Origin of the sequence: Pandoraea sp. (assembly GCF_004297875.1) — a bacterium.
In the GTDB taxonomy this organism is placed as follows: Bacteria; Pseudomonadota; Gammaproteobacteria; order Burkholderiales; family Burkholderiaceae; genus Pandoraea.
Genome location: NZ_SCSK01000048.1, coordinates 40,437 through 52,690, shown reverse-complemented (window position 1 = coordinate 52,690; position 12,254 = coordinate 40,437). Strand labels below are relative to the sequence as shown.

Sequence of the window (12,254 nt, the reverse complement as noted above, 5' to 3'; positions counted from 1 at the left end):
AGAGCTGCGGGATGGACGATCAGTCTTGCAGAAATAGCGCGCCCGGTATGTACGGTAGCGTACAGAACACTATCGCCAGGCCTGAGCGTTCTCGCGTTATGTACGCCACCGAACCGACACCGGACCATGGCACGCCTATGGTGCTACCGGTGGCAAGTGGCCTCTACATCCGTTCGGATGATCGTGGCTGAGCATTTCGCTGGCCAAACCATTGATGGAGAAACATGAGAAAACGGAACAGCAGGGCGATCGGAATATTGACGATGACCGTTTTGGTGCTGGCGTTGTCGGCCTGCCAGAAGCCGGAAGGGCCGGCGCAGCGTGCCGGCAAGGCAATCGATAATGCCGCGGCAAATGCAGGACAACAGATCGAGAACGCGGGCGACAACATCAAAAACGCAGCCAAAAGGGGCAGCAACTAACGCATCGATCCCTCACGCTCGCTAGGCTCGCACACCAGGCACATGTAAAAATGAACTCGCCTGTTCAGAAGGCGCCAAACATGGAATAACCGGTCGGGAAAAGCGTTCTCGGCCAGTTGTCGTGAAGCGCTCAGGTTGAATGCGCGGAACATCCCGCTGGAGAAAATGATGCTCAAGATACCTGTCGGATTCGTGGTGTGTCCATGTTGCGGCATGGCATTTCCACTGACTGTCACTACCACGGACGAGGCGCATTTGCGAGCCCACTTGCGGTCGGATGCTCCAGTCAAATGCCCCACCTGCAATCATGCATTTGCCTGCGGCAGCGCAAAATCCTATGTGCAGGAAGAATTGATCCAGGATGGCACCACGCTCGATTCATCCAGCAGGGGGTGTCTGGGTGGATTGGATAATCACTGACTGCTTTTCGATGGATCGGAGTTGCCTCGCCCTGTTGATGCATGCCCCGCTAACTCGCGATTTTGCCCGGAAGAAGCCGGTTGTACTCGTTCTTCACCACCGCATAACATTCACAGGTTCGCCTCTCCAGGCCAGGACGATCCAGCACGGTAATGTGACCTCGAACATAGCTGATCAGCCCGGCCCGTTGCAATTTCAGCGCCGCCTCCGTCACGCCCTCCCGACGAACGCCAAGCATGTTCGCGATCAATTCCTGGGTCATGACGAGTTCATTTCCCGTGAGGCGGTCCAGACTCAAAAGCAACCACCGGCATAGCTGCTGATCCAGAGAATGATGGCGATTACACACCGCCGTTTGCGCCATTTGAGTGATGAGCGCCTGGATGTAGCGCAGCATAAGACGCATAACCGGGCCAGCTCGACTGAAATCGTCCTTTACTGTTTGCGCGCTCAGCCTGAAACCCGTTCCCGCACTCTGTACCACCGCGCGGCTGGGGGTGGACCCACCGCCCATGAACAGCGCAATGCCTATCACGCCTTCGTTACCGACAACGGCAATCTCGGCCGAAGCACTGTTTTCCATGACATACAGCAAGGAGACGATGGCGGTGGTCGGAAAATAAACGTGGCTCAGCGTGCCACCCGACTCATATATCACTTTTCCCAGCGGCAATTGAACCAGTTCGAGCTGCGGTAGCCAGCGTTGCCATGGCTCATCAGGCAGGGCGGCAAGCAGATGATTCTGTCTCGGGTCCGGGGAAACAGTCATGGCAGGCTCTCAAACTGGACGAGGTTCAGCGCCAAAAAAGCCGCTCGAACGCATCGCGTCGGAGGCTGCCGTGCATGGCGCATGATCGCATTGTGCCGCGCTCCGTGGCACATGGCATACGCGGAATTACCCTATCGGGACATCTATCGGGAGCGTGTTTCGAGAACATGACTCTGATGCGCACTCAACATAACGGTATGCATAGCGGCCTCGACACCAATGTACGCTGCCGTACAGACAATGTGATGACGGGCGTTTAACCTCCACAACTTGCCACACCGCATGTCACAAATATCAATTTCGGCATTATAGAATCGGGTTCTCATGCAACTATTTAGGACATATAACTATAAAAAAAATCAGCCAGATCATTTGTCGCCAAAGCGGAATCTATGGACCTTCTGAAATTCCCGGATTATGTCCGACGAAAATTCCTGGTGTTACGCGGCTTTTCTCGTGTAGCCGTCACGCTTGGAGGCATCATTATCATCCTGGTTCTCGCCGGAATGCTTGGGTTGCCGGTGAATTCCTTCGCACTGAGTCATCAGATGTTCCTGTCCGCGTCATCGGAAGCGCAGAGTTCGCGCTTGACGACCGGCGGTGAGGTTGCCGGGGTGGGCATTGGAGCTGCATCGCAGCAAGAGAGTCAGCTGACGCACAGTGCCGCCCAGGCGATATCGCCGGATAGCGGCAAGCCGCGCGAGCTCGGGTCCACCGCCGCCGGGCCATCGGAAAATGCGGGGATCAGCACGCACGCGGCGTCGGCAAGCGAGACCCGCAGGCAATCCGGAGGTTGGCTGGCTATTACGAGGCATTCCGTTGCCTCGGGCATGACGACGGCGCTGTTTGTGATTGTCTTGATCATGACAGCTTATGCCTTGCGGCACATGCTGTTCACGCTCAGCCGGCTGTTCGGCAAGCAACGTCATCCGTACATCGACATCGACGACGCGCCGTGGCCGATGATCACGGTGTTCATCGCCGCCCACAATGAAGAAAATGTCATTGCCGGATGTATGGACGCATTGCTCAACACGAGTTACCCGATCGACCGCCTGAAAATCGTTCCGGTCAACGATCGCTCCGTGGATGGCACGCGCGTCATTATCGACGATTATGTCGCGCGACATTCGGGCCGCATCATACCGTTTCATCGCGCGGATGGAAAAGCCGGCAAGGCTGCAGCGCTCAAGGATGCGTTGGCCTATGCCGAAGGCGATATCGCGATCATTTTCGATGCGGACTATGTGCCGGGACGCGGCTTGTTGCGGCAACTGGTGGCTCCTTTCTTCGATCCCGAAGTCGGCGCCGTGATGGGCCGCGTGGTGCCGATGAATGTCGGCACCAACCTGCTCACCCGGATGCTTGATCTCGAGCGATCGGGGGGGTATCAGGTCGACCAGCAAGCGCGCATGAACTTGAAACTGGTTCCCCAATATGGCGGCACTGTCGGTGGCGTGCGCCTGTCCGCGGTCAACGCCGTGGGCGGGTGGCATGACGATGTATTGGCCGAAGACACCGACATCACTTACCGACTCTTGCTCAACGGCTGGAAGACGATTTATACGAATCGCTCCGAATGCTATGAGGAAGTGCCGGAAGATTGGCGCGTGCGCATCAAACAGATCAAGCGTTGGGCCAAAGGGCACAACCAGGTACTGGCGCGATATTGGTATCAGTTTTTAACCAGCCCCTATCTGAGCTGGCGTGAACGCATCGACGGCATGTTGCTGCTGCTGGTCTTTGTCATGCCTCCGCTTCTTTTGCTCGGCTGGATACTCGCGCTCTGCCTGTATTTTCTCGATGCCGGAGATCTTTTGACAAAATTGATACCGATATTTGCCTTGATGGCTTACGGCACGATGGGAAATTTCGCTGCTTTCTTCCAGATTGTCATTGCCGTATTGCTTGACGGAAATCGACGCCGGCTGCGTCTGCTGCCTTTTAATCTGCTTGGATTTTTCGTCAATCTGTTTGCGATCTCTTCGTCCGTTTTCAGTTTGGCGATCGATTACGTTTTCAAGCGAGACATGGTCTGGGAGAAAACCGTGCGGTACCGCAAGCCGGGGGTCGAATGAACCTCGCCTGGCTTTACTTCGTCGCATTCGGAACGACATGCCTGGCTCTGATGTGGCTGGCATTTCATCCCGCGTGGCAAGAATGGCGAACACCGACTGACTGCACGCCGCTGGCGGTTTTCCCCAATTACACCAGCGACATCGATCACTTCGCGGAAAAATTTCGTGGTGTCGCGCTGTCCAATATCGCCGGAGAAATCCTGGCGGCCCATGAAATTTTCGAACACGTACCGGAAGATCTTAACGAAATGAATTGGGCGCTCGCGCGGCGTCCGTTGATCGCATACGACTCGATCAAGACGGCGGGGCCCGTCCGATGCAAGCCGCCGTTATTTGTCCAGGGTGGCATAGAGGCTTCGAGCGGCGACAGTTTTACCGCGCTGTTTGCCCAGGGCAGCATCAGATTGGGGCCAGATAGCGAGGTGCTTGAATGGGCTTATGCCGATGATGTCATTTATCTCGGCGAAGGAAGTTGCGCGTTGCGCCGTATATCCTCCGCGACTGCTGTCGAGTTGGACAAGCGGTGCTGCTTCGAGCGAATCAGCGCGCCCGTGGTGCGCTTCGGCGTTGCGCCCGACGGTGTCCCAGGCACACGAAGACCGGCGCCGGTCGAGGCATCGTTCGACGATTTGCCCAATGTGATTCGCCGCGGCGACTCGGTTCATATGGTCAGGGGCAACTGTGAATTACCGGAAGGAAAAATTTATCGGGGATCGCTGATTGTGACCGGGCGTCTTTTGATTGGTGCATGGGTGGAAATCGATGGAGACATCAAGGCCAGGAAGGACATCACGGTGGGCGCGCATGCGCGAATTCTGGGGTCTTTGATCAGCGAAAAACAAATTCAGGTGCGCCATGAGGCGTTCGTCGAAGGACCGGTCATCTCGGAGACCATTGTTTATCTTGGGGTACGGGCCAAGTTGGGGACATCGGCATCGCCGACCACGATTAGCGCGGGAAATATTTTTGCCGAAGCCGGCGCCATCGCGCATGGCACGGTATGGGCGAGGGATTTAGGAGTGGTATGGTCAATATAAGCGTTGCAAGACTTTGCGGTTATCTGGTATTGCCGATTGCGCTTGCCTTTTCAATGCCTTGCCATGCGCAGCCATCGAAGCTGCAACTGGCCGGTTACGCCGATCCGCAAGGGGCGATTTCGATTCAATATAACGGCGACACCATAGACCCGTATTTCGCGCTGCAAGCGCTTCTGCTGGCACGCGAAAACGGGCTCGACATTTCTCCCTATGCGAGACAATGGGCCGATTGGCTGGTTCAGCGGCAAAAGCCGGATGGCACCTTCGACCGCTACTGTCGTCGCGGTCCGGTATGGGCGCCCTGCAAGACCGCCGATGCCGACGACGCGCTGGTGGCCCTCTGGCTGAAGTTTCTGGACACCATGCCGGCAGAACTCAAAAAGAATCCGGTTTGGCAGCGAAGCTATCAAAAAAGCGTTGCCACGTTGAGTCACCTCATCGATCCGGTGCGAGGCATCTACTTGGTGTCCCCCGTCTATCAACACGGGCTGTTCATGGATAACCTGGAAGTTTTGTCCTATCGTCCGAAGCCGGGCGGCGGCACCGCATTGCTGGATACAAAAAAGCTTGCGCGCAATATTCACACGATATTCTGGGACAAGCAGGCGCGGCATTTCCTGGTGTCCACCCAGTCGGGACAGGATGCGATTGCCCGGACTTTTTATCCTGACGATATCGCGCAATTGTTTCCGCTGCTGTTCAAGTTCGACCACCTGCCCACAGATCCACATACCTATTATGAGCAATGGATGCATCAGTATCGTGCGACATGGCTCATGCAATCCCATGCCGACTTTTCCTGGGGCCTGGTGGCGGTCGTCGCGCTGGATCAGGGCGATCCCACCTCTGCAAGCTGCTGGCTCCGGGAGACGCGCGCGGCTCGGAATACCTCGCATTGGATCGTGACCGACGAAGTGGCGCGGCAGATCCTGGCCCACAAGGGTGTTACGGCAGCCGGGCCGGAGGTTAGCTGTCAATGACCCGTTCCCTGCGCGTCACGCTCGATGTCTCGCAAGCCGAATATGCTGGCGATAACAACCGTCGTTTGCCACCGCATACGCCGCCCTCATTCGATTTCAATAGGCCTGTCGTGTCCAAAAAAACTTATCTGGCTTGCATCGGGACCCGCCCGGAAATCATCAAAATGGCACCGGTGTATCGGGAATTCAAAGCGCGCGGCCATCAGGTACTGGTGGTTCATACGGGCCAGCATGGTGCTATCGCCGAGGCGCTGTATGCGTTTTTCGATATGCCGCCCGATATCACTATTGATCTGCAGCGCAAATCGTCATCACTGACGGATCTGACCGCGGCGCTGCTCCATGGCATTGATGACGCCGTCGAGCGGCTCCGGCCGGACGCGCTGATGGTGCAGGGCGATACCACCTCCGCACTGGTCGGCGCGCTGGTCGGTTATTACCATGACAAGTCCGTGATACACATCGAGGCCGGTTTGCGCACCCATGAGCGCGAGCCTTTTCCCGAGGAGAAAAATCGCGAATTGATCGGTCGTCTGGCCAGTTGGCATTTTCCGCCAACGCAGCAGGCCGGCCTCAATTTGCAGAATGAAGGAGTCGATCGCGCTGGCGTTTTCGAAGTGGGTAATACCGTCATTGACGCCGCGCTGTGGGCGCACGAGCGCATCAAACATTCGCCGCTCGAGCGCAATGCGGTGACGCCGGCCGACTTGCTTGAGTTCGAAGCCCGCTATACGAGCCATCGATTGATCCTCGTCACCGCTCACCGGCGGGAAAACTGGGGCCAACCAATCCGCAATATCGCTCATGCCGTCGCGCGCGTCATTGAAGCGCACGGCAATACGGTGGCGGTATGGCCGTTACATCCGAATCCGGCAGTGCGGGCCGACGTTGAATCGGTCATGCGGGATCTGCCGCCACAGGTTCGAGCGCGCATCTGCGTGACTGAACCGCTGAGCTACCAGGCGTTAATTGCGATGTTGGTCCGTTGCGAGTTCACGCTGACCGACTCCGGCGGTATCCAGGAAGAGGCATCCGCATTCCGTAAGCCCGTACTGATTGCCCGCAACAGCACCGAACGTCAGGAACTGGTCGACGCCGGCGGCGCGAAACTGGTGGGCACTGAGGTTGCCGAGATGGTCGAGCAGGCGGGTTTGCTGTTGTCCGACCCGGCCGCCTATCGTCGCATGCAACTCGACAAGAGCCCGTTCGGCGACGGTAAGAGCGCGCAACGCATCGTCGACATTCTGATCGACGCCCATGCGACTTTGGAACGGTCTGCTCATTTCATCGTTCCGTCGCCAGAGATGCGGCAAGACAACCAGTCCGGCCGGATTTTGCCGTGATGCAAGCGGGCGCTGCCGACCGGCACGCCCCGATAACGGGATTTCCATGGGAGAGCAGGCGTGGCAACGGAATACTTTATTCTCACCGCAATATTGTCCCTATTCGTCGCATACGCGCCTGCTTACGCACAGCAGCAGAATGTGGAGAACCCCAGCGCCGCCAACAAATACGTGCAACCGGTGCCGGTCGATGTCGTGGCACCGCCCATTCGGAGTCTCGAACTGAGCGCCGGCGCCGAGCACCTGAACGCGGGTTATGGGAACTGGCTCGATACGACGTTGCGCGGCATCTATGGGATTGGCCCCAATGTGATTCAGGCAGAGCTCTCCTCCAAACGCGAATTCGGCCAATTTGGCAACTTTGTCGGCATAGGCGACACCTATACGATCAATCAGGATTGGTATGTCAGCGCCGCCGTTGGCTTTGGCGATGGCGCGTTCTATTTACCTCGCGAACGTCTAGACGTGTTCATCAACCGCAAGTGGCTGCCAAAGCGCAATCTCGTCAGCTCAATCGGTGTCGGCTATTACAACGCTCCGGATGGCCATATCGATCGCAGCCTAAGCCTTGGGGCGGCCTATTATTTCGATCAACCGTGGATCATCCAGGCGGGCGTGCGTTTCAACCATAGCGATCCGGGAAACATCCCAACGCATCAACAGTTCGTCGCCGTCACTTATGGTCGCGACAAGAAAAATCTGGTGACGGCACGCTATAGCTGGGGAGGCGAGGGGTATCAGGCAATTTCCCAAACGGCAACGCTGGTCAATTTCCAGAGCAAGGAGATTACTCTCGAATGGCGTCATTGGTTCAGCAAGAAGTCGGGCTTTCTGGTCAGCGTGGATCACTACCAAAACCCGATTTACGGACGTAACGGCGCATATGTCGGTCTGTTCCATCAATTCTAAAAATTTCACAATGAAAAAACAGACAGGTACCGCGCGGGCACGCGAACAGGCGTTCCGCGCGGCAGTGAAATCGCTCAGGCAGACCAAACTATTGCATCGGCATGCGCGCCAGCATCGAGCCATCAGCCGACTGCCCATCGGCCCCTATTTGCTGCTTCAGGCAATAGCGCTACCCACGCTATTCTGCGGCGGCTTGGTGTGGGCAAAGCCTTATATCCTAGGGATCTGGCGCGACTGTGTCGTATTTTGGGCGCAACGACTGAACATACCGCTTCAGGTTGATCGCGGCACTGGAAATTGGCGCAGCCTGGATCTGATCTGGGCGCAATCCGCGCCAACCGCGGACCTGCCAAGCAACGCGATCATGTTAGCCACCGCCGCGGCAACCGCGCTTGCATTCCTGGCAACGGTTTGGATGAATGGCCGATTATTGCCGCTCAAGTATCTGATCCGCATTCTGTGCGTCGTGCAAGCGATGGCATTGCTGTTTTTTTGGCTTTGGCCCACGCAATTTCCCTATACGCCTCTGAGTCACCTGACTGCCGTGATCGATATGGGATACGAATTGCTGTTAGCGATACCGGTCATGCTCGCGATTGGCTACTACATTTTGAATGTGCGCATAGCAGTAAAGGCTTTTTATACGACAATGATTCTGGCTTACTTCTTCGTGATGATTCCAAATCAGGCGGTATTGCACATGCTGATACTTCAGCATTTATCAGTGCTCTTCATGCCGGTGTTGTATATCTGCTTCGGTGCGGTATTCGACGTATTGATTTTCGTCGCGTTGTACTCCTGGGTAGCCAGCATGGCGCCAGCGCAAGCAACCATCTAAGGCCGAGGAGCCGCAAACGCACCCGCTCTCGTGTCGCTACCGAGGCGGCCAAGGCGCCGGGTGCCGGCACCGCGCAATTATTCAACTGTGACGGATTTTGCCAGATTGCGCGGCTTATCGATATCGGTGCCTCGCGCCAACGCCGTGTGGTAAGCCAGCAACTGCAGTGGAACCACGTGCAGGATCGGCGACAATAAGCCATGATGCTCCGGCAGCTGTATGACGTGCATACCGTCACTGGGCGCGACCATCGAGTCGGCATCGGCGAAGACATACAGTTGGCCGCCCCGCGCGCGTACCTCCTGCATGTTCGATTTCAGCTTGCCGAGCAATGAGTCGTTTGGTGCAATCGTGACCACCGGCATATCCTCGGTTACCAACGCCAATGGACCATGCTTGAGTTCGCCGGCGGGGTACGCCTCGGCATGGATATAGGAGGTTTCCTTCAGTTTCAATGCACCTTCCAGCGCGATCGGATAATGCAAGCCGCGCCCGAGAAATAGCGCATTTTCCTTTCTGGCAAATAGGCTTGCCCAAGCCATAATCTGGGGTTCCAATTCGAGTATCCGGCAAATGGCCGCCGGTAAGTGACGCAGTGCGTTGACATGCAATCGTTGCTGTTCGGGCGTCAGGTGCCCGCGTAGTTTCGCCAGCGTAAGCCCCAGGATGAGTAAAGCCGCCAGTTGGGTGGTGAACGCCTTGGTCGAGGCCACGCCGATCTCGATGCCGGCGCGCGTAAGGAACGACAACTCGGCTTCGCGCACCAGGGCCGACACACCCACGTTGCAGATGGCCAGCGAGTGCCTGTGACCCAATTGGTGCGCATATTTGAGTGCAGCAAGCGTATCGGCGGTCTCGCCAGACTGCGATATCGCCAGTACCAGCGCATGCGGATTGACGGCCGGCTCGCGGTAGCGATATTCACTGGCGACCTCGACACTGACCGGAATGCCCACCAGCGACTCGATCCAGTATTTGGCGGTCATGCCAGCGTAATAACTCGAGCCGCACGCGAGAATCCTAATGGCGTTTATCTGTTTGAAAATCTCACTGGCACCTGCTCCGAACATCCCGGCATCCAGGTTCTCGCTGCCAATCAACGTATCAGCCAGAACCCCCGGCTGCTCAAAGATCTCCTTTTGCATGTAATGCCGGAAGGGCGCGAGTTCAGCCGGACCGGCGGTGGCCGACACGGTGTGGATCTTGCGATTGACCGAGATGCCATTACGGTCGACGACTCGAATCGATGTCTGCCGCACATCGACCAAATCGCCTTCCTCCAGATAGATGATCTGATCGGTGGCGCCGGACAGTGCCATTGCGTCGGACGCCAGGAAGTTTTCTCCATGCCCCAGTCCGGCCACCAGCGGGCAGCCGAGACGGGCGCCCACCATGCGATGCGGCTCACTCTTGCAAATCACCGCGATGGCGAATGCGCCAGTCAGGCGCTTGACGGCCTTTTCAACCGCATGCAGTAAATCGCCGTCGTACAAATGATTAATCAGATGAGCAATTACTTCGGTATCCGTTTGCGATTCGAAAAGGTAACCAAGAGATTTCAACTCGGTTCTGATGAGTTCATAATTCTCGATAATTCCGTTGTGAACCAACGCTATGCGTCGATCGCCCTGGCGATCGAGTGAGAAATGCGGGTGTGCATTATCGATCACCGGCCCGCCATGCGTCGCCCAGCGAGTGTGGGCGATCCCCGAGTTGCCGGCAAACCCGCTGGCATCGATCTGCGCCTGAAGTTCGCTGACTCGAGCAATACTCCGCGCACGGAACAGACCCTGATCATGAACGGCGATACCGCATGAGTCATAGCCGCGATACTCGAGTCGCTGCAAACCCTGCATCAACACCGGAACGATATTCCGGCCAGTTACTGCCCCCACGATTCCACACATCGCATATTCCTATTTGAATTGATTCATCGCCAGTGATTATTGCTTCGGCGATTATTGAATGTGACCGATGATTATTCATCACGATGCGTAAAGCGGAAATGTAGATTTCCTCGGTCAACGTGGCACGCTTTTACTCAGATTCTTATTAAGGAACGTCAATGGCCCGCAGCGTTACGTAAAACGCAATTCAGGCATTCTTGGATGACACCATGCCAGGATCGTGCCGTCTGTTCGATAGCCAACAGTGGCGCATTTCTTTTTCGTTTCCGGACGGCACCGCTTGCTATCGCATGCTCTATTTTTTAAAGTTAATTGAGTTTAGTGACTATCGAACCTGGCACCGACATCGCCGGATTCTATGTACGTTTTCGTACAGACAAAGCGATCTCGAACTGTTTAAATCAAATCAGGGGTTATTAAACATCGGTCGCGAGGACGCCCCGTCGAGGGTGGTTCTTCCAATCAAATAAAGTCCGTGGTCCACCCAGTCATGACTGGATTAATCCTTCCAATGCTTTTCCTCAAATCAACTGAACTGGGGAAGATTGTTTCTGGAGGTTCAAAAGATGCAAAAAAACCAAAATCTGGTATCTGAACTGCGTCACGGATCAGAGGATGGCGCTGCCGCCCCCGACGACGCAATCTCGAAATCACAACCTTGCACCAATAACAACAACCGGTCGCTGGCTGCTTCGGCAATTGCGGAAGGGATCACGGACAGCGTCAATCTGCTTAGCGCGATTAAATCGCGGTTCGAGTCAGGCGTCGCTATCCCGCTGAGTACCGCACTCAGAGACGCGGCATGCGAATCGCGCAGGGCGGCCAAGGAGAATATGCTGTTGTGCGCGGCGATGTTGGAGCAACTGCATGACCTGCTATTGCAGGAGAAGGCGCGGCTCAGACAACTCGAATCGGAAGTATGCAACGCTCGCGCCGCACTTGTTGCGGCGCGAGCCGATTTGGTCGGGACGCTGTCGGAGGGAAGACGTGTGCGCCACCTGGCCTTGCACGACGACCTCACCACATTACCGAATCGTGTTTTCTTTCGGGAATGGCTCAATAATGCGCTGCTCGCTCATCAGAAGCAGCGTCAGACCTTGGCCGTGCTTTACCTGGATCTGGACCATTTCAAGAGGATCAACGATGCGCATGGGCACCATGTGGGTGATGAACTCATCAAGATTGTCGCCGCTCGACTGGCGCGCACAGTGCGTATCGAGGACATCGTCAGCCGCTTGGGCGGCGATGAATTTGCCTGCTTGTTCTCAAATGTGCCTGATCGCGCTCATCTGAGCATTCTTGCCGGCAAGTTGTTCGAGGCCATATCGGCGCCTTTGGTAATCGACGGCGTCGCGTTCAGCATGCGCCCGAGCATTGGCATTGCGATATACCCTTCAGATGGCATGACGTCAACGGCGTTGCTCAAAAACGCCGATGCAGCCATGTATTGCGCCAAGCGACGCCAGACTGGTCACGCATTTTTTGATCAAATGGCTACTACGCAAACTCGTGGCGGCGCATAGCCAGCGAGGCTGCATAGAGGCGGTTGCA

10 protein-coding genes are annotated in these 12,254 nt (G+C 56.3%); 7 read left to right on the top strand and 3 right to left on the bottom strand.

The window, feature by feature from the left end; genetic code table 11:
• Positions 1-163: 163 nt before the first annotated feature.
• Positions 164-418: a hypothetical protein gene (locus tag EPN80_RS14720; RefSeq protein ID WP_293028718.1), complete on the bottom strand. Its 255-nt coding sequence runs from the start codon at positions 416-418 to the stop codon at positions 164-166.
• 473 nt (positions 419-891) lie between these two features.
• Entirely contained in the window at positions 892-1,611 is a 720-nt protein-coding gene (locus tag EPN80_RS14715; RefSeq protein WP_293028715.1) for a Crp/Fnr family transcriptional regulator, read from the bottom strand.
• 392 nt (positions 1,612-2,003) lie between these two features.
• Between EPN80_RS14715 and EPN80_RS14710 the strand changes: the two genes are divergently transcribed.
• The 6 genes from EPN80_RS14710 to EPN80_RS14685 are packed head-to-tail and all read left to right on the top strand — an operon-like array spanning position 2,004 to position 8,796.
• Entirely contained in the window at positions 2,004-3,689 is a 1,686-nt protein-coding gene (locus EPN80_RS14710) for a glycosyltransferase family 2 protein (RefSeq protein ID WP_366469481.1), read from the top strand.
• Positions 3,686-4,726, top strand: a complete 1,041-nt coding sequence (locus EPN80_RS14705; protein ID WP_293028712.1) for a polymer-forming cytoskeletal protein — start codon at positions 3,686-3,688, stop codon at positions 4,724-4,726. The genes EPN80_RS14710 and EPN80_RS14705 overlap by 4 nt, the downstream gene beginning before the upstream one ends.
• On the top strand, positions 4,714-5,706 hold the full coding sequence (locus EPN80_RS14700; RefSeq protein ID WP_293028709.1) for a hypothetical protein: 993 nt from the start codon (positions 4,714-4,716) through the stop codon (positions 5,704-5,706). The genes EPN80_RS14705 and EPN80_RS14700 overlap by 13 nt, the downstream gene beginning before the upstream one ends.
• Positions 5,703-7,049, top strand: a complete 1,347-nt coding sequence (gene wecB, locus EPN80_RS14695; RefSeq protein WP_293028705.1) for a non-hydrolyzing UDP-N-acetylglucosamine 2-epimerase — start codon at positions 5,703-5,705, stop codon at positions 7,047-7,049. The genes EPN80_RS14700 and wecB overlap by 4 nt, the downstream gene beginning before the upstream one ends.
• A 60-nt stretch (positions 7,050-7,109) precedes the next feature.
• Positions 7,110-7,958 (top strand): YaiO family outer membrane beta-barrel protein, encoded by an 849-nt coding sequence (locus EPN80_RS14690; protein ID WP_293028702.1) that lies wholly within the window; start codon positions 7,110-7,112, stop codon positions 7,956-7,958.
• Complete coding sequence (locus EPN80_RS14685) at positions 7,933-8,796, top strand: hypothetical protein (protein ID WP_293028699.1); 864 nt, start codon at positions 7,933-7,935, stop codon at positions 8,794-8,796. Before EPN80_RS14690 ends, EPN80_RS14685 begins: the two co-directional genes overlap by 26 nt.
• 77 nt (positions 8,797-8,873) lie before the next feature.
• Here the strand turns inward: EPN80_RS14685 and glmS are convergent, their stop codons facing one another.
• The gene (gene glmS / locus EPN80_RS14680; RefSeq protein ID WP_293028696.1) at positions 8,874-10,703 is read right to left on the bottom strand and encodes a glutamine--fructose-6-phosphate transaminase (isomerizing); all 1,830 of its coding nucleotides are present in this window, start codon (positions 10,701-10,703) and stop codon (positions 8,874-8,876) included.
• Between the two features lie 566 nt (positions 10,704-11,269).
• Between glmS and EPN80_RS14675 the strand changes: the two genes are divergently transcribed.
• Entirely contained in the window at positions 11,270-12,226 is a 957-nt protein-coding gene (locus EPN80_RS14675; RefSeq protein ID WP_293028693.1) for a GGDEF domain-containing protein, read from the top strand.
• Positions 12,227-12,254: the final 28 nt, after the last annotated feature.